The sequence below is a fragment of the Streptococcus infantis genome (assembly GCF_047463275.1).
Lineage (GTDB): Bacteria > Bacillota > Bacilli > Lactobacillales > Streptococcaceae > Streptococcus > Streptococcus infantis_AF.
Map to the genome: position 1 here is coordinate 272,983 of NZ_JASHEE010000002.1, position 18,368 is coordinate 291,350.

Here is an 18,368-nt window from a genome sequence, read left to right on the forward strand (position 1 = left end):
TTATTCAGCTCCTTTTTCTGTATATTTAATCAATTTTACAATTCAACAATCTTACCTGTTTCAAAGTATACAACCCATTCACAGATATTTTTAGCATAGTCTCCGATACGCTCCAAGTATGAAATCACTTGGAAGTAATCACGACCTGTGACAATAGCATCTGGATTCTTTCTGATTTCTTCAGTTGCCAGATCACGAATATTTTCAAAGTAATGGTTAATTTTTTCATCCATGGTTGCAACTTCATAGGCCTTATCAACGGATCCGTTTAGGTAAAGTTCGAGGGTTGTTTCCACGAAATCTTTAACATCACGTCCCATTTTTTTGATTTCTTCTTCGACTGCTGGGATGCGTTGTTCACCCTTCATACGAATGGTTGCCTCAGCAATGGATACAGCGTGGTCCCCCATACGTTCCAAGTCTGAAACAGCCTTTAGAACTGTTAGAACTGTACGTAAGTCTTGTGATACTGGCTGTTGAAGGGCAATGATTTCAAATGATTTCTTTTCAAGTTTCAATTCGTATTCATTGACTTCTGCGTCTTGCTCGATGACTTCTTTAGCCAAGTCACGGTCATGGGTGACAAAAGCACGTACAGTACGATTGATTTGGGAAAGAACTTCTTGTCCCATAGCGTAGAATTGGTTATGCAATTTCTCTAAATCTTCTTCAAATTGAGATCGTAACATCTTTTTCTCCTTATCCAAATTTACCTGAAATGTAATCTTCTGTTTCCTTATGTTGTGGATAGAGGAACATTTCCTTGGTATCGTTAAATTCAATCAAATCTCCATTGAGGAAAAAGCCTGTTTTATCAGAGATTCGAGATGCTTGCTGCATGGAACGAGTAACCAATAGCATGGTGTACTTGTCCTTAAGGCTATATAGGGTTTCTTCGATTTTTCCAGCCGAGATAGGGTCTAAGGCTGAGGTCGGCTCATCCAAGAGGATAATCTTTGGACTAGTTGCCAAAACACGGGCGACGCAGACACGTTGTTGTTGTCCACCTGATAGACCAATTGCTGAATCATGCAAGCGATCCTTGACCTCATCCCAGATTGAAGCACGCTGTAAAGCTTTCTCCACAGCTTCGTCCAAGACTTGCTTGTCTTTCTCTCCATTAATTCTTAGTCCATAAACAACATTTTCGTAGATAGACATTGGAAAGGGATTGGGTTGTTGGAAGACCATTCCAATTTCCTTACGTAATTCAACCGTGTCGGTACGCGGACTATAGATATTGTGCCCATTATAAACCACTGATCCAGTTGTCGTCACTTCAGGATTAAGGTCACCCATTCGGTTAATAGCCTTGAGCAGGGTTGATTTCCCAGATCCAGAGGGACCGATAAGGGCTGTAATTTCCTTAGGTTGGAAAGATAAGGAAACACTATTCAAGGCCTTCTTTTTGTTGTAATAAACAGACAGGTCTTTGACCTGTAAAATCGGTTCTGTCATACTGTTTCCTTTCTAACCAAAGTGTCCAGTTACATAGTCATTGGTAGACTGTAGCTTGGCATTTTGGAAAATGTTTGACGTTTTATCGTACTCAATCAAATCACCTAAGTAGAAAAATCCAGTATAGTCACTTGCACGCGCAGCCTGTTGCATACTGTGGGTTACGATAATGATGGTAAAATCCTTCTTCAACTCAAGCATAGTTTCCTCAAGCTGAGCTGTCGCAATCGGATCCAAGGCTGACGCCGGCTCGTCCATCAAGAGAATATCTGGTTTTACAGAAATAGCACGAGCAATGCAGAGACGTTGCTGCTGACCACCTGAAAGCATCAAGACTGACTTATGGAGGTCGTCTTTGACCTGATCCCAGAGGGCGGCCTGACGAAGAGAGGTTTCTACAATTTCATCAAGAACTTTCTTGTCCTTAACACCTGCACGTTCATGTGCAAAGGTGATGTTACGGTAGATTGATTTAGCAAATGGGTTTGGACGTTGAAAAACCATTCCAATATGTTTACGCATTTCATAAACATTGATTTCAGGGCGGTTAACGTCGATTCCCTGATAGAGAATTTGTCCTGTAACCTTAGCAATATCAATGGTATCATTCATACGATTGAGACTGCGTAAGTAGGTTGATTTCCCAGATCCCGACGGACCAATCAAGGCCGTAATTTTATTTTTTTCGAATTGCATATCCACGCCCTTGATGGATTCATTTTTACCGTAGTAAACATGTAAATCCTTCGTAGAGAGGGCCACTTTTTCTTCTGGAAAAGTAATGATATGCCTTTCATCCCAATTATATTTTGACATGGCTTCTCCTTTAGGCTGCGGTTAATTTCTTATGTAGATAGCTTCCGAGTTTACGTGCTCCAAAGTTAAAGATCAAGATAAAGATGAGGAGCACCGCAGCAGAACCTGCTGAAACCAAAGTTCCATCAGGAATGGTTCCTTCACTGTTGACTTTCCAGATATGGACAGCCAAGGTTTCTGCTTGACGGAAGATTGAGATTGGACTAGATACACTTAGAACATTCCAGTTTGACCAGTCAAGAGCTGGTGCAGATTGTCCTGCAGTATAAATAAGAGCCGCAGCTTCACCAAAAATACGACCTGATGCAAGGACAATACCCGTAACGATTCCAGGTAAAGCCTCAGGGATAACGACATGAAGAACTGTTTCCCAACGAGAAAGACCAAGTGCCAAACCAGCTTCACGTTGTGTATGGTGAACGTGTTTCAAACTGTCTTCAACGTTACGAGTCATCTGAGGTAGGTTAAAGACGGTCAAAGCCAAGGCACCTGAAATAATTGAAAATCCATATTCAAACTGAACTACAAAAATGAGGTAACCAAAGAGACCGACAACAACGGATGGTAGAGAAGACAAAATTTCAATACAGGTACGAACGAAATTGGTAATACGACCTTTTTTAGCATACTCTGCTAGGAAAATTCCAGCTCCCATTGATAGAGGTACAGAGATGAATAAGGTAATCACCAAAAGGAAAAAGGAATTATAGAGCTGAATCCCAATACCACCACCTGCTTGATAGGAGGATGATTTCCCTGTCAAGAAAGACCAAGAAACATGAGGCAAGCCTCGAACCAAGATATAAAGAATCAAGGAAGCAAGAATGGTCACAATGATTCCTGCGATGGTGTAGAGGACAGCTGTTGCAAGTTTATCTAATTTCTTAGCGTGCATAGTTTTTCTTTCCTCTTTCTTTCGTAATCAGTTTAATAACACTGTTAAAGGCCAAGCTCATCAAAAGCAATACTAAGGCCAGTGACCAAAGAACATTATTATCAACAGTTCCCATAACGGTATTACCGATTCCCATGGTCAATACAGATGTCAGAGTCGCTGCTGGTGTCGTCAATGAAGTTGGAACAACTGCTGAGTTACCAACAACCATCTGAATTGCAAGGGCTTCACCGAAAGCACGCGCCATACCAAAGACTACAGCCGTAAAAATACCTGAACGAGCAGCCTTCAAGGTTACACGCCAGATAGTTTGCCAACGAGTAGCTCCCATGGCTAAACTAGCTTCACGATAGTGACGAGGAACTGCACGTAAGCTATCAGTTGTCATGAAGGTTACAGTCGGCAAAATCATAACAAAGAGAACGAAAATCCCTGATAAAATACCAAAACCTGTTCCACCAAAGACAGTACGTACAAATGGTACCACGACCTGCAAACCGATAAATCCATAAACTACTGAAGGAATCCCAACTAGAAGTTCGATAGCTGGTTGCAAAATCTTAGCTCCTTTTGGTGATACTTCTGTCATAAAGACTGCAGCACCAATTGCAAATGGTGTTGCAATCAGAGCTGACAGGATGGTAACAATAAAGGAACCTAAAATCATTGGAAGAGCACCAAATTGTTTACCTGATGGATTCCAAGTTGCACCAAAGAGGAAATCAAAGATATTCACTCCATTAACAAAGAAGGTTGACAAGCCTTTTTGGGCTACAAAGATTAAAATCATTGCAACAATAATAACAATCAGAGAAAGGCAGGCAAAAGTCAGACTTTTCCCCAATTTCTCAAGACGAGAGTTCTTTGACGGAGAGAGCAATTTTTTAGATAATTCTTCTTGATTCATTATTGGCTCCCTTCTATTGCTGTCACTGTACCTGCAGCATCTTTTTCGACCTTCATTTCCTTAACAGAAATATAACCCATTCCTTTAACAATTCCATTCTGCACTTCGTCTGAAAGAACAAAGTTCAAGAATTCTGCAACCAATTCATTTGGTTCACCAAGTGTATACATATGTTCATAAGACCATAAAGGCCAATTATTCGTGGTTACATTCTCTGAAATTGGTTCATAACCATTGAGCTTAATAGTCCCAACCGAATCATCAACATAGGCGAAAGCTAGGTATGAGATAGCACCAGGTGTTTGAGAAACAATTGATTTAACCATACCGTTCGAATCTTGTTCCTGACTTTGAACTGCTGATTTCCCATCCATGATAACACTATCGAAGGTCGCACGAGAACCTGAACTCGCAGCACGGTTGATAATAGAAATAGCTAAATCTTTACCGCCGACTTCCTTCCAATTAGTGATTTCTCCTGTAAAAATTTTGCGAAGTTGTTCTGTCGTAAGATTATCAACATCTACTTCTTTGTTGATGATAACAGCTATCCCAGCAACAGCTACCTTATGGTCAACTAAGGCAGATGCATCGATACCATCTTTCTCTTCAGCGAACACATCAGAGTTTCCAACATCAACTGCACCTGACTGAACTTGAGATAGTCCAGTACCAGATCCACCACCTTGAACATTGACTGTTTTACCGACGTGGGCAGACGCAAATTCATCTGCTGCCGCCTCGACTAAAGGTTGAAGGGCAGTTGACCCGACAGCCGTCATAGACTCCCCACGATCAATCCAACTTGCACATCCTGCTAGTGAACCAGCAAGTAAAAGAGTTGCAAGAGAGATGGTGAGTTTTTTTAATTTTTTCACTATTTGTCTCCTTGAAAATAATGATGAATAACCCGGATTTTCGCCCTTATTTTCTAATGTTTTTCACGAAAAATCCATACTCCCACTATAACATAGAATACTGATTTTGACTAGTTTTTTACCTTAAACCTCAAACCCTTGGGGAAATAATTCTTCAAGGTATTGCCGGTGACTTTAGCAAATCCCAAACCATTTCCACCAACCAAAACTTGGTACCAACCATTTGGAAGAATTTCAGCTAATTGGACCGTTTCACCAGCCACGTATTTAACGAAGTCTTCTTGATGAATTTCAATTGATTGTTTGACTTGGCTTGGTTTTAAAGCTAATCCAAGTGCAAAGCTTGGTTCAAAACGCTTTTTCTTAAAGGTTCCAAGATGGAGTCCGTTTCGAGCAATTCTAAGTTTTCCTAAATCTGGTAGGATTTCTGGCAAGAGATAAAACTGGTCTCCAAAAACTTGTAGGACACCAGTCAGTTTTTCTTTAAGATGTTTTTTCTCAAAGTCCTGCCATAAGGAAATCTGTTCACGAGATAGGTTGGATTTAGAAGGTTTGAACTTCCCAGCCTTGTTTTGACCTTTAAACTGAAGATGGCTCACAAACTGACCTTCTCCCTTAAAGTGATGAGGGTACATTCTAGCTGTTTCAGGTAAATCAATTCCAGGTACCATTCCATTGATGTGTTGGATTGGAATCAATTCAAAATTATAGCTATCCAGTAACCATTGGACGATTTCCTCGTTTTCTTCTGGCGCCCAGGTACAGGTTGAATAGACTAGTCGACCACCATCAGCCAGCATGGTAACAGCATCTGCTAAAATTTCACGTTGTAAACTAGCGCACTGACTAGGATAATCGACACTCCAATAATCCATAGCGTCAGGTTGTTTACGAAACATCCCTTCGCCTGAGCAAGGTGCATCTAAAACGATCAGGTCAAAATAGCCTTTAAAAACCTTGGCTAAACGGTCTGCAGATTCATTGGTCACAACGACATTAGTCGCACCAAAGCGTTCCATATTTTCAACTAAAATCTTTGACCGTTTGCTTGAAATCTCATTTGAAACAAGAAGACCGTCTCCTGCAAGATAGGAGGCCAGTTGAGTGGATTTCCCACCGGGAGCCGCTGCCAAGTCCAAGACCTTCATACCTGGCTTTGGCTGGGCTACTTGGGCGACCATTTGTGCGGCAGGTTCTTGTGAATAGACCAAGCCAGTTACATGTTCTGGTGATTTCCCTGAAACCTTCCCATAGTAACCCCAGGGTGTATTGGGAATAGCATCTGAAAAAGAAAGCTGTCTTTCTTTTAAAGGGTTGATACGAAAAGCAGAAACAGCCTCATCATCAAAAGAGGCAAGAAAAGCTCTTGCCTCATCTCCCAATATTGTTTCGTATTTTTTTACAAATCCATCTGGAAATTGCATGTAGGTTTATTTCCTTTCATAGATATAGGATTGAATCTCATCTTTCATCTCGACTGGCACCATCATAACGGCCTGTCGTGTTTGAAAATCGACTTCCTCACCAGCAATCGTAAAAACCTTATAACCCAAACTCTTACCTAGGATACTTGCAGCCGCATAATCCCAAGGTTGTAAATAAGTGATATAAGTTAAAAGTCGACCTGATAGCACCTTGGCAAAACTAATAGCGGCGCTGCCATAAACTCGTGTCCCAAGTGCAGCATTTCCCAAATCAGCTAAGCCCCATTCGTTAGTCGCTAGCATTCCAGAATTACCAGACACCAAAAATTCTCTCAAGGGTTTCTTTTTAAAGAGTGGTAAAGGTTCATCATTGCGACAGGGCGGGAAGTCTCCTCCACCATGGTAACAATCACCCTTCATAACATCATAGATAATACCAAACTTACCAATACCATCCTCAAAATAGGCCAGCATAACGGCAAAATCTTCACCTTGTGCTACGAAGTTGTTGGTTCCATCAATAGGATCAATAATCCATACAGAACCTTGTCCTACTGCTGCACGCATGCAGCCTTCTTCTGCACAAAATAGATCATCTGGATAGCGAGAACGGATTTTTTTAATAAGTAAGTCTTGAACTTCTTTATCTAACTTAGTTACCAAATCTGTAGGGGAAGACTTACTCTCAACATGGAGATCTTCTTTCATATGCTGGAGAATGTATTCCCCAGCTTCCCTGACAATTTCTTTGGCAAATGTAAATTTATTTTCCAAGTGAAATCTTCCCTTCTCCTTTTTCTTTGGCCAACTGGACTGCACGGTAGAAAGAGTATCCACTAACTGATTCAAACTCACGTCCCAAGCGTTTCTCTTCACTCTTGCTTGGAACAACTGCTTTGAATCCCTTGTAGGAATCTAGTAGTTTCTTTGCTTCTACCTTAGTCTCATAGGCTGCTTCAACATCATTAAAAAAAGAAAGCACTGAAGCAAGTTCTTCAGTGCTCCACGACAAATCTAGTGGGTAACTATACTGTTTATTCATCTAATTAATACCAGCTCTTAATGTAGCTTCTTTCAATTCTTGCTTACGATAACTACGAGGAAGAAATGCACGAATCTCATCTTCATTAAAGCCAATCTGCATACGTTTATCATCAATGATGATTGGACGACGCAAAAGACTAGGATATTGCTCAATTAAATTAAGCAACTCTGTCACCGAGATACTTTCCACATCGATATTTAACTTTTGGAAAATTTTTGAACGAGTTGAAATAATGTCATCGGTACCGTTTTCGGTCAAGGAAAGAATGTGTTGTAATTCTTTTCTTGATAAAGGACTGGTCATAATGTTGTGCTCTTGGAAAGGCACTTTATGATTATTAAGCCAGGCCTTTGCCTTACGACATGATGTACAACTCGGTGATAAAAATAGTGTAATCATGCTATTCTCTTCTTTGCATACTTTTCTAACCCTATTATACAAAAAAATAAAGCGCTTGACTAGTTATTTCCGTAAAAAAACCTACTTTTTAAAGAAAAATAGGTTTTTCGTACAATTTTTAAAACATTTTTATGCATTTATTCTCTTTTCGGTGATTTTTTCCAACTTAGTAGATAAACAAATCCAAAAATTAACTCATACAAGCAGAAAAATAGGAGAAAGGCATGCAGGAAAAAAAACTCTGGTAGGATGAGAATGACTGGATCTTTAGCGGGATCAAAAAGCCAGGTATCATCACCTACAAATAGAATCTGATGAAACAAGGTAAAGAATTGTTCAAACCCAATGAAGACACCAACTAAACCGAGAATCAAAGGTAAAGACAGCATAATCAAGAGACCTCTACGATATAGAGACAGAAAACCTTTCTGAATGACTTTCTTCCAAAATAGGTAGAAAATCGGTAGAGTTACGATTACTACTCCTTGCGCTAGGTGAAAGAGTCCCTTTACAACCACAAAGTGGTGAATTCCAGAGGCAGACGAAGGAAAATCTGGCATTGCTAATACTTGACTCAATGGATTGGTCAAATAATTCATCAAAACATTAAAGTTATGTTGGATGGTCTGAGGTTGGATATGAACACGACTTGTCAGATTTAACCAAGAAATCTCCAGAGGGTAAACCAACCAAGACAGGTAGATGGTCAATAAAATAGCAAGCGAGAGGAGAAAGAGAAGACTTCCTACAAAAGTAAATTTAGTTTTCATCGAAATTCCACTCCGCTAAACTTGAGAGGACATGGGTTGGGGCGATTGGTAAATCCGCTACTTCTTCAGGTTTTGTAAATCCTGTCGTCACCAAAAGGCTAGGAATACCATTGTCAATACCAGCTCGAATATCAGTAAGATAATTATCCCCCACCATGACAATTTCTTGGCGTTCAAGTCCTAGGTGTTCAACAGCCTTATCCATAATAATCGCGTTTGGTTTTCCAATATAAACTGGTTTTACGCGAGTTGCTGCTTCAAGAAGAGTAATCAGAGAACCAGCGCCAGGTAAAAGTCCACGTTCTGTTGGAATATTTAAATCTGGGTTGGTGCCGATAAAATGAGCACCTTTATGGATAGCTAGGGTTGCAGTAGCGAATTTTTCATAATCAACTTGCCAGTCCAAACCTACAACCACATAGGCTGGATTTTCTTTATCTTCAACATAACCAGCTGCTTGAATAGCTTCCTTGAGCCCTGCTTCTCCAATCACATAAACTGTCTTTTCAAGTCCCAGGTCATTCATGTAATCAATGGTCGCTAAGGTTGCAGTATAGATTGTCGATACGGGCGTGTCAATATTAAACTGATTTGCCAACATCTCTTGGACACTTTCAGGTGTACGAGTAGTGTTGTTTGTTACAAAAAGATAAGGAATTTCCCTTTTCTGCAGCTCATGAACAAAAGCTTCTCCCGCTGGAATTCTATCTTTTCCTTTATAAATTGTACCGTCTAAATCAATTAAATAGCCTTTATAAGTCATATATTACTTTCTAATCTGTGTTAATTTCTTGCCAAATTATCTTTGCCTGAGCATTAATATCGCCATCACTTGTGACTTGGTGATTGCTTTCTAGTTGATTCAATTCGTAACTAGAAGTAATCATACCACCTGGTCGGACTTCCTTGACATACTTGAGGTTGATTTTTTTAGGGATATGATTGGTTAGGAAATCTGCCCCCATGACCTCAAAAATCCAGTCTAGGTATTTGCTGTTATTGACGTGGCCATTCATATCCAAGTCGTAAAAACGGACATGATAATCTTTGCTAATCGCTTCTTCCAGCTCTGCGTATTTTGGCCCACGAAGGAGTTTCTTAGAAAACTCAGATTGATAAGGAGCGACAATTTCTGGTTCTACAGGGTGGACCTTCCGACTATCACGATCCATAAGGACAAAGGTGGCTACCATATGAATGATTTCTTGACCAGCTTCATCATAAATAGTAAAACGGCGGTAGCAAAATAGACGATTGTAAGTCAAGGCCTCTGTTTCGATGGTGATTTCCTCAGCAAATTGAGGTAAACGTACAACATCGATATCATAATCAGTGATAATCCAGACTAGATTATACTGTTCTAAAACATCCTTATCACTTACTCCCAGCTCAATTGACTGCATCCCTGATACCTGTAAGGACAACAAAATAACATCTGGCAACTTGATATGGCCATTCATATCAGCCATATCAAAAGGAATTTTCATCTTCATTTGATAAGTTAAGCCCATAATTCTACTCCAATATAAATCGTTCTGCTACTGTATCTCCTAAAAAGAGACCTTTTTTTGTCATTCGTATTTGTTGATCTTCTACTTGTAAAAGACCTTGATGACACAAATCTCTTACAACTTGACCATATAAATTTTCAAAAGATGTGCCAAATTTTTCTTCGAATCTTGCTTTTGAAACTCCTGTCTTCTTGCGAAGTCCAAGAAACATCTCTTCTTCCATTTGTTCCCTTAGACTCAGGTGTTCCTCATTGATGCGAGCATTGCCTTCTTCTACTGCCTTTAGATAATGACGGATAGGCCCATGGTTTTTATAGCGAACACCGTTTACATAGCCAGACGCACCTGCACCTATACCATAATACTCAGCATTATCCCAATACATGAGGTTATGACGACTTTCAAAACCTGATTTTGAGAAATTTGAAATTTCGTAATGCTCAAAACCAGCTCTCTCTAATTCAGCAATGATAAATTCGAACATTTCAGCTTCTACTTCTTCTTTAGGAAGTGGTAACTTCCCACGACGCATACGATTCATAAAGACCGTATGGTTTTCCAAAATCAAGCTATAGAGACTCATATGGGGAATGTCCAAAGTGATGGCCTTGGCAACATTGTCCTTGACCTGCTCCATAGTCTGACCAGGAAGAGCATAGATCAAGTCAATGGAAATATTATCAAACCCTGCTAACTTGAGACGATCAATATTTTCATAGATATCTTTCTCCAAATGACTTCGACCAATTTTTTTCAGCATTTTGTCATCAAAGGTTTGGACACCCAACGAAACACGGTTGACTGCTGAATTTTTCAAAACTGCAATCTTGTCCTCATCCAAATCACCAGGATTAGCCTCAATGGTTAATTCTTCTAAGACTGACAAATCTAAGTTTTTAGTCAATCCATCCAGAAGCACCTCTAACTGTGGCGCAGACAAGGCTGTCGGTGTTCCTCCCCCAATATAGAGAGTACGTAACTTCTGAATGTCATAAGAATGAAATTCTTGCAGTAGATGTTCTAGATAGCTGTCTACTGGTTGATTTTTAATAAAGACCTTAGAAAAGTCACAATAATAACAGATTTGTGTACAAAATGGAATGTGCACATAAGCTGATGTTGGTTTCTTCTGCATAGTATTTATTATACCACAAAGACTTCCCTCAAGAAAAAAATCACCATCTCCGACTCTAAGGGAATCAAAAATGGTGATTTCTATTTTAATCTTCTTTGATTTCGATGATGATTTCTTGACCGTCTTCTGAGTCTTCAACAACTACTTTTTCTTCCAATTGTTCCTTGAGATTGTTCAAGGTTTCTTTTGAAGCTTCAGTCGCTTGTTGAGCCAAAGATTTAGATTTTTCAAGAACTGAATCCAAAGTAATTTCGCCTGATTCTACTTGTTCTTTTGTCTTTAGAACAAAATCTCTGGTTTGTTCTTTAACTTCTATCAATTTTTCAAGAGCTTGTTCCTTAGCATATTCTGGATCTTCTCTCAGATCTTCAATAAAGTCTTGTGCCTGACTAGTAACACGTTTTCCTTTTTCACTTGTTAGAAACAAGGCAACAGCCACACCTGAAACAGTTCCTAAAAGGATTGATGATAATTTACCCATGAGTTATCTCCTTTTTATTTTTTAAAAAATTTACTTGCAATACGAACGGCAGATAAGCCTGCACTAGTCTTTAATGTTTTTGAACCTGCAGATGATGCTTTTTTACTCAAGACACGAGCCTGCTCATTTAAGTCAGAGACAGAAACAGAAAGGTCTGCAACTGCTGTAAAGAGTGGATCAATGGTTGCAACTTTAATATTGATATCATCAGCAAGAACATTGACCTTGGCAAGAAGTTCGTTTGTGTGATGTAGAGTAACATTTACATCTGAAGTTAGCGTTTTAACAGTATTTTCTGTTTCATCAATTACACGTCCAACTTTTTGAAGCGTAATAATCAAATAAACAATAAATACAATCAAGGCAATAGCCACAATAATATAAGCAACTTCTAACATTTTAATTCTCCTTTTTTACATTATAAAATGGTGCTTTTTTCCGATTTTGATAAACGATAATATAAATACCAAGTCCAATTAATAGAACAGACAACCACTGAGATACTCGAAGTCCAAAGAACATGAGACTATCTGTACGCATGCCCTCAATAATCATACGTCCAAAACCATACCAAATTAAGTAAAAGGCTGTGATATGACCACGACGAATGCCATTTAATCGGCGTCTAAAAATAACAATTAAAGAAAACCCAACCAGGTTCCAGATAGATTCGTATAAGAAGGTTGGTTGACGATAAGAACCATCAATATACATCTGATTCTTAATAAAACCAGGTAAATAATCAAGGTTTTCTACAACTGCTCCGTAAGCTTCTTGGTTAAAGAAGTTCCCCCAACGTCCTAGACTCTGAGCAATCATAACGCTAGGAGCTGCAATATCCAAGAAATCCCAGGTATTGATTAATTTACGGTCTGCGAAAATATAAAGTACAATCGCTCCGGTAATTAGACCGCCGTATATCGCAAGACCACCATTCCAGACAGCGAATATCTCCCCTAAATGTTGGCTATAATAGTCAAATTTAAAAATAACATAGTAAAGTCTCGCGCCGATGATTGACAAAGGGAAAGCCACTAAGATAAAGTCCAGAATATCTTCTGATAAGATTTTCTTTTTAGGAGCTTCTTTACTTGCCAAATATACCGCTAAGATAAGGCCTGAAACGATACAAAGTGCATACCATCTAATGGCAAATGGACCTATTTGAAAAGCAACTGGATCAATCATTTTGCACCTCGTTCTTTTCAATTAATTTCGTCAATCTTTCTTCAAAGAGACGCGTCGCATCAAAGCCCATGTCTTTTGCACGATAATTCATAGCTGCCGCCTCGATAACAACAGAAATATTGCGCCCTGTTTTAACTGGGATGCGGATACGTGGAATGGTAACTCCAGAAACTTCTAGTTCTTCAGCATTATTCCCTAAGCGATCAAAGGTCTTATGTGTATCATAATTTTCCAAATAAACAGCTAGCTGAACTTGTGAAGAATCCTTAACTGCACTGGCACCGTATAGACTCATGACATCGATGATCCCTACTCCACGAATTTCGATCAGATGTTTCAAGATTTCAGCAGGTTCACCCCAGAGAGTCATTTCATCCTTAGAATAGATATCTACCCGATCGTCTGCTACCAAACGGTGACCACGTTTTACAAGCTCAAGACCAGTCTCACTCTTACCGATTCCACTATCACCTTGAATCAAAACACCCATACCATAGATATCCATTAGGACCCCATGTACACTTGTACGTTCCGCTAAACGTGAATCAAGATAGCTAGATAGTTCTCCAGACAAACGACTGGTTGCTGTACGACTAGTTAAAATCGCAATTTTACATTCTCTAGCAGCCTTCAACATTTCCTCTGGAACCACCAAACCACGGGCAACGATGACCGCAGGTGTTTCTGGTAGGAACATTTTTTTCAAGACATCGTAACGATTTTGAGAAGGCATAGAGACTAGGTAAGACCATTCCTTCATCCCCAGCAATTGAATACGCTCTGGAGTATAGTAATCAAAATAGCCTGTCATTTCAAGACCAGGTCGCGTTATATCTGCAGTATTAATTTCCTTTTCAAGTAATTCAGGCTCCCCATAGACAATGTCCAATCTAAGCTTCTCAATTACTTCTTTTACTGAAACCGACATATATTTCTCCTTAAATCGAGTTCTCTTACTATTATATCAGATTGTAGCTGGAAGTTTATATTTTTTACAGTGTTTATGGTATTTATTTGAAAAAGAAAAAGACTAGACAAGTCTAGCCTTTCATTTCAATTAGAATTTTTTACGTTTACGAGCTGCTTCTGATTTACGTTTACGTTTTACAGAAGGTTTTTCATAGAATTCACGTTTGCGTGTTTCTTGAAGAGTACCAGCTTTAGTAACCGCACGTTTGAAACGACGAAGTGCATCGTCAAGAGATTCATTCTTACGTACTACTGTTTTAGACATTTTTTTCACTCCCTTCAAGTTCAAGATCTATTCTATTTTACATGGAATGATATAAATTGTCAAGAAAAAATAGTGTAATCTATTCATTTTATTCATAAAAAAAGAGGACATTAGAGCCCTCTTTTAAAAATTATAGTTGTTCTAAATCAATTATTTAGAAGAATTCTTTTTCAGAACTAGAGCACTTGCAAACACCACAACACCTGCAATAACTAGTGCTAAACTAGTAGACTCCCCAGTATTTGGAAGTTTTGGTTTTTCCTCAGTTGTAGTCGTACCAGGAACATCTGGTTTTGAAGTAGTTGTCGTTGTTGAAGTAGTCGGTGGCTCTTCTGTCGTTGTCGTTGTTGAAGTAGTCGGTGGCTCTTCTGTCATTGTCGTTGTTGAAGTAGTCGGTGGCTCTTCTGTCATTGTCGTTGTTGAACTAGTCGTTGGCTCTTCTGTCGTTGTCGTTGTTGAAGTAGTGCTTGGCTCTTCTGTGGTTATCGTTGTTGAAGTAGTCGGTGGCTCTTCTGTCGTTGTTGTCGTTGAAGTAGTCGGTGGCTCTTCTGTCGTTGTCGTTGTTGAAGTAGTCGGTGGCTCTTCTGTCATTGTCGTTGTTGAACTAGTCGGTGGCTCTTCTGTCGTTGTCGTTGTTGAAGTAGTGCTTGGCTCTTCTGTGGTTATCGTTGTTGAAGTAGTCGGTGGCTCTTCTGTCGTTGTTGTCGTTGAAGTAGTCGGTGGCTCTTCTGTCGTTGTCGTTGTTGAAGTAGTCGGTGGCTCTTCTGTCGTTGTCGTTGTTGAAGTAGTCGGTGGCTCTTCTGTCGTTGTCGTTGTTGAAGTAGTCGGTGGCTCTTCTGTCGTTGTCGTTGTTGAAGTAGTCGTTGACTCTTCTGTTGTTGAAGTTGTTGAACTAGTCGTTGGCTCTTCTGAAGTAGTCGTTGGCTCTTCTGTCGTTGTTGTCGTTGAAGTAGTCGTTGGCTCTTCTGTCGTTGTGGTTGTAGTTGTGGTTGTAGTTGTGGTTGTAGTTGTGGTTGTAGTTGTGGTTGTAGTCACATAAGTGTTTGTGAACTTACGAACTTCATCAGCTTCTTTAACAGTTGCAACTAGTTTACCTTCGCCATTATCTACAACTTTAACATGAACTGTATAGCTTTCTTTAGAGTATGTAACTCCTTCTTCTGTACCAGCTTTTTCTGTAATTGTATATTCGTGGTCTCCTGCTTCAGTGTAGAGAACTGAGAAGACTACTTCATTTGTTGCTGCTTCGACACCATTGACTGTCTTACCATTTGAAGACGTTGCAATGACGTTACCACCTTCGCTCAATTCAAACTCAAATTGTTCTTTAGCAAGTTCTTTACCAACTAATTCTTTAGTTGCTTTGAATGTAGCACGAGCAGGTGATGGCTCATATGTATTTGTTAATGTAGGTGCTTGAGTTGTAACCTCAGCTTTAAGTGTTCCACCTTCAGCTTTAACAACGACTGTTACTTCGTATGAGTTTTCATCAAATGTGATACCAGGAATTTTTGTTTCAGTATTTTCTTTGATGACATAGTTGTAGGTACCAGGACCTTTAGCTTTCAAACCTTCAAATGTGATGCTTCCATCTGCTTTGTTTGTTGTTGAAGCAATTGGAGTAGTCAAGTTGTTTGCATTGTACAAATCAAACTTGAACTCACCATCTTTCAAAGCTACTGGACGATTTCCAGCAATGACTTTCTTAGCAGTAATTGAGAAATCAGCTGCGATTGGTTCGTCTTGAATGTTAATCTTAGAACCTTCAGCTCCAAGAGTTACCTTGTATTCTTTTTCATCAAGAGTATATCCAGCAGGAGCTGTTTTCTCTTTGATGATAAATGTCTTACCGACATATTTCTGATCAAACTCATCGGAGATTGCCTCACCTTTTTCATTTGTAGTCAATTCTCTAGAGATAGTTCCGTCTTCTGACTTAACAGTATAAACTGCGCCTGCAACTGGAACCAATGTGAAGGCATTTGTCTTGTTGATCTTAATCTTGAAGGCTGTAGAAGCTTCGATTTGTCCTTTTACAAGAGATACACGTTCAGCTTGAAAATCTAAGTTTGTACGATTACTACGTTGAGTAAGTGCAGTTCCATCTGCTGTAGTCAACTGGATAACGTTTTGAACTTTTCTACCGTCACCAGGTGTAGTTGTATGGTACTCAACCCAGTATGATTTAGATCCATCTGCAAAGATAAGGTTGAACTGAGTATAGTTCTCATTCCAAGCTACAGTATAGTCAGTACCTTCTACCATCTTCTTAGCATCAGACGGAACTTGAGAAGTACCATCGTTCAATGTAGCTGAAGAATAAACTACCAATGACTCAGGGATATACTGGATAGGAGCAAACTCAGCTGTATTTGGAAGAAAGTCATTAAGAACTAGGTTTTTACCATAGTCTTGTCTTCCTGTATTGACACGGATTCTCCATGGAGAGTATATGTCTCCTTTACCTACTGAACCAATTGCAGCTAATTTTTCTGAAGTCCATTCCTTACTTACTACGTCGTTACCGACCTTAGCATAGTTTTCGAAACCTTCTTGCTTGCTGTCAACTGTTTTAGAAGTAAAGGTATGTGTGATTGTTTTACCAACACCTTTATTTTCGAAAGTTAATGGAGTTGCTGTTTGGTCACTCTTGAACAAGAAAGTAATTGCATAATTTCCTTTCACACCCTTAACGATATCCCCGCCTGTTTTAGCTTGGAACTCATCAAGGTTCTTCAAAGTAACACGTGCCTTACCACCTTGGTTATCACCATTAGCAGTAACAACTACTGTACCGATATTAACTTTTGTTCCCTTATCGAATAATTCAGTTGTTCCATTATAGACAGTTACCGGTGTAGGAATATCTACATCAAAGTAATCGCCATTGGCCAATTTACCATCATATTGCTTGAGATCAAATTGAACAAAGAACTGATTTGAACGATTGGTAATAATCTGATAAGTACCGTCTGCATTCGGTTCCAATTTGGAATCCGACATGTTGAGGACACTTATATCAGTTACTACACCCGTTAATTCTTTCCCATCTGCATAAGCGACATTGGTTGATAAGAAGAACGCGCTCAAGAAGGTCAGAACTGATACAAAAAATATTAAAAACGGCTTTCTCTTTAACTTTTTCACCATTAAATATTTCCTTCTTTCCTTATTTTTTGAATATATTGAATTATTAACCAACTCAACATTATAGTACTATAATTCAGTCTTAAAGTCAAAGAAATCGAGGGCGAAACCCCCTTAATTTAACATGCTTTTGCTAAAATCTTAAATTTTTGAAATTTTTAGAATTCTTGCTTTTATAGCATACATTTTTTTGAAATTACGAAACATAAAAAGAGCGATAATTCAAATCTTTGATAGTGTAAATTTATAAACCATTCGAAAATTTTCGAATGGTTTTCGTTTTTATGAGAACTATTCCTTTAATAAACTAAGTGCTCCAGCATCCGCAATAATAGTTACATCTGGATGGTTTTGTAAACTACTTGCTGGAAGACTTTCTGTCACAGGACCTTCAACAGTTCCAGCGATAGCTTCTGCTTTTGACTCTCCATAAGCAAATAGAAGGATAGACTTAGCATCTAAAATGTTCTTAATGCCCATTGAGATAGCCTGTGTTGGGACATCTTCAATCTTATCAAAGAAGCGAGCATTTGCTTCAATAGTAGACTGATCAAGATTTACAAGATGGGTTTGACTATCAAATGGAGTTCCTGGTTCATTAAAGCCGATGTGACCATTTCGACCAATTCCCAAAATTTGCAAATCAACTGGATGAGCAGCAAGAATTTGATTATAGCGTTCTACTTCTTCTTCTGCATTATCTTTGACACCACGAGGTAAAAAGCTTTCCTTAAATGGCTTTTTATTAAATAGATGTTCTTGCATGAAGTAACGGTAAGATTGAGGGTTATCTCCATCTAGCCCTACGTATTCATCTAGGTTCACACTTGTTAGGCTTGAAAAATCAAGGTCACTCTCAACGATTTGTTGATAAAACTCGAGAGGGCTGCTTCCTGTCGCAAGACCCAGTGTTTTAGCACCGTTTGCTAACTTTTCTTTTAAAATTTCAAAAGCTACTTTTCCACCTTCTTCAGGATTTTTCACTTGAATAACCTTCATAATTGTTCCTCCATATTTCTTTATTTCATTATATGGTATAGACCAATTTTTGTCAAGTGAAAACGGTTTATTTTTTTAAGA

At 39.0% G+C, this 18,368-nt stretch carries 21 protein-coding genes; all 21 read right to left on the reverse strand.

The genetic code is table 11. The annotated features are described in order from the left end of the window. Positions 1–35 precede the first annotated feature (35 nt). The 21 genes from phoU to QM923_RS04170 all read right to left on the reverse strand — a co-directional run bounded on the left by phoU (position 36) and on the right by QM923_RS04170 (position 18,287). The gene (gene phoU, locus QM923_RS04070; protein ID WP_004252561.1) at positions 36–689 is read right to left on the reverse strand and encodes a phosphate signaling complex protein PhoU; all 654 of its coding nucleotides are present in this window, start codon (positions 687–689) and stop codon (positions 36–38) included. Between the two features lie 10 nt (positions 690–699). Further along, positions 700–1,458, reverse strand: coding sequence for a phosphate ABC transporter ATP-binding protein PstB (gene pstB, locus QM923_RS04075; RefSeq protein ID WP_006148225.1), 759 nt, complete (start codon positions 1,456–1,458; stop codon positions 700–702). A gap of 12 nt (positions 1,459–1,470) precedes the next feature. Beyond that, positions 1,471–2,274: a phosphate ABC transporter ATP-binding protein PstB gene (gene pstB, locus QM923_RS04080; RefSeq protein WP_414290969.1), complete on the reverse strand. Its 804-nt coding sequence runs from the start codon at positions 2,272–2,274 to the stop codon at positions 1,471–1,473. A gap of 10 nt (positions 2,275–2,284) precedes the next feature. Continuing rightward, complete coding sequence (gene pstA, locus QM923_RS04085) at positions 2,285–3,169, reverse strand: phosphate ABC transporter permease PstA (protein ID WP_004252556.1); 885 nt, start codon at positions 3,167–3,169, stop codon at positions 2,285–2,287. Continuing rightward, the gene (gene pstC / locus QM923_RS04090) at positions 3,159–4,076 is read right to left on the reverse strand and encodes a phosphate ABC transporter permease subunit PstC (RefSeq protein ID WP_223334186.1); all 918 of its coding nucleotides are present in this window, start codon (positions 4,074–4,076) and stop codon (positions 3,159–3,161) included. The genes pstA and pstC overlap by 11 nt, the downstream gene beginning before the upstream one ends. Continuing rightward, positions 4,076–4,954: a phosphate ABC transporter substrate-binding protein PstS gene (locus QM923_RS04095; protein ID WP_414290970.1), complete on the reverse strand. Its 879-nt coding sequence runs from the start codon at positions 4,952–4,954 to the stop codon at positions 4,076–4,078. The genes pstC and QM923_RS04095 overlap by 1 nt, the downstream gene beginning before the upstream one ends. A gap of 110 nt (positions 4,955–5,064) precedes the next feature. Then, complete coding sequence (locus QM923_RS04100) at positions 5,065–6,378, reverse strand: RsmF rRNA methyltransferase first C-terminal domain-containing protein (RefSeq protein WP_414290971.1); 1,314 nt, start codon at positions 6,376–6,378, stop codon at positions 5,065–5,067. A gap of 6 nt (positions 6,379–6,384) precedes the next feature. Further along, the gene (locus QM923_RS04105) at positions 6,385–7,152 is read right to left on the reverse strand and encodes an inositol monophosphatase family protein (RefSeq protein ID WP_414290972.1); all 768 of its coding nucleotides are present in this window, start codon (positions 7,150–7,152) and stop codon (positions 6,385–6,387) included. Next, positions 7,142–7,420, reverse strand: a complete 279-nt coding sequence (locus QM923_RS04110) for a UPF0223 family protein (RefSeq protein ID WP_414274794.1) — start codon at positions 7,418–7,420, stop codon at positions 7,142–7,144. The genes QM923_RS04105 and QM923_RS04110 overlap by 11 nt, the downstream gene beginning before the upstream one ends. Then, entirely contained in the window at positions 7,421–7,822 is a 402-nt protein-coding gene (spx, locus tag QM923_RS04115) for a transcriptional regulator Spx (protein ID WP_414290973.1), read from the reverse strand. A 137-nt stretch (positions 7,823–7,959) separates the two neighbouring features. Continuing rightward, positions 7,960–8,592 carry a TIGR01906 family membrane protein gene (locus tag QM923_RS04120; protein ID WP_414290974.1) on the reverse strand — a complete coding sequence of 211 codons (633 nt, stop codon included), beginning with the start codon at positions 8,590–8,592 and terminating at the stop codon, positions 7,960–7,962. After that, entirely contained in the window at positions 8,582–9,355 is a 774-nt protein-coding gene (locus QM923_RS04125) for a TIGR01457 family HAD-type hydrolase (RefSeq protein ID WP_045615608.1), read from the reverse strand. Before QM923_RS04125 ends, QM923_RS04120 begins: the two co-directional genes overlap by 11 nt. 10 nt (positions 9,356–9,365) lie before the next feature. Next, positions 9,366–10,103 carry an acyl-ACP thioesterase domain-containing protein gene (locus QM923_RS04130; RefSeq protein ID WP_414290975.1) on the reverse strand — a complete coding sequence of 246 codons (738 nt, stop codon included), beginning with the start codon at positions 10,101–10,103 and terminating at the stop codon, positions 9,366–9,368. A gap of 4 nt (positions 10,104–10,107) precedes the next feature. After that, positions 10,108–11,238, reverse strand: a complete 1,131-nt coding sequence (hemW, locus tag QM923_RS04135) for a radical SAM family heme chaperone HemW (protein ID WP_414290976.1) — start codon at positions 11,236–11,238, stop codon at positions 10,108–10,110. Between the two features lie 85 nt (positions 11,239–11,323). Next, on the reverse strand, positions 11,324–11,719 hold the full coding sequence (locus tag QM923_RS04140) for a YtxH domain-containing protein (RefSeq protein WP_414290977.1): 396 nt from the start codon (positions 11,717–11,719) through the stop codon (positions 11,324–11,326). 14 nt (positions 11,720–11,733) lie between these two features. Then, positions 11,734–12,117 (reverse strand): DUF948 domain-containing protein, encoded by a 384-nt coding sequence (locus QM923_RS04145; RefSeq protein ID WP_024053556.1) that lies wholly within the window; start codon positions 12,115–12,117, stop codon positions 11,734–11,736. 1 nt (position 12,118) lies between these two features. Next, positions 12,119–12,907, reverse strand: a complete 789-nt coding sequence (lgt, locus tag QM923_RS04150; protein ID WP_414290978.1) for a prolipoprotein diacylglyceryl transferase — start codon at positions 12,905–12,907, stop codon at positions 12,119–12,121. After that, positions 12,900–13,835 (reverse strand): HPr(Ser) kinase/phosphatase, encoded by a 936-nt coding sequence (gene hprK / locus QM923_RS04155; protein ID WP_414290979.1) that lies wholly within the window; start codon positions 13,833–13,835, stop codon positions 12,900–12,902. The genes lgt and hprK overlap by 8 nt, the downstream gene beginning before the upstream one ends. 129 nt (positions 13,836–13,964) lie before the next feature. Next, entirely contained in the window at positions 13,965–14,141 is a 177-nt protein-coding gene (rpsU, locus tag QM923_RS04160; RefSeq protein ID WP_000048054.1) for a 30S ribosomal protein S21, read from the reverse strand. A gap of 150 nt (positions 14,142–14,291) precedes the next feature. Then, positions 14,292–17,291: a Spy0128 family protein gene (locus tag QM923_RS04165; protein WP_414290980.1), complete on the reverse strand. Its 3,000-nt coding sequence runs from the start codon at positions 17,289–17,291 to the stop codon at positions 14,292–14,294. A gap of 288 nt (positions 17,292–17,579) precedes the next feature. Further along, positions 17,580–18,287, reverse strand: a complete 708-nt coding sequence (locus QM923_RS04170; protein WP_414290981.1) for a glucosamine-6-phosphate deaminase — start codon at positions 18,285–18,287, stop codon at positions 17,580–17,582. Positions 18,288–18,368: the final 81 nt, after the last annotated feature.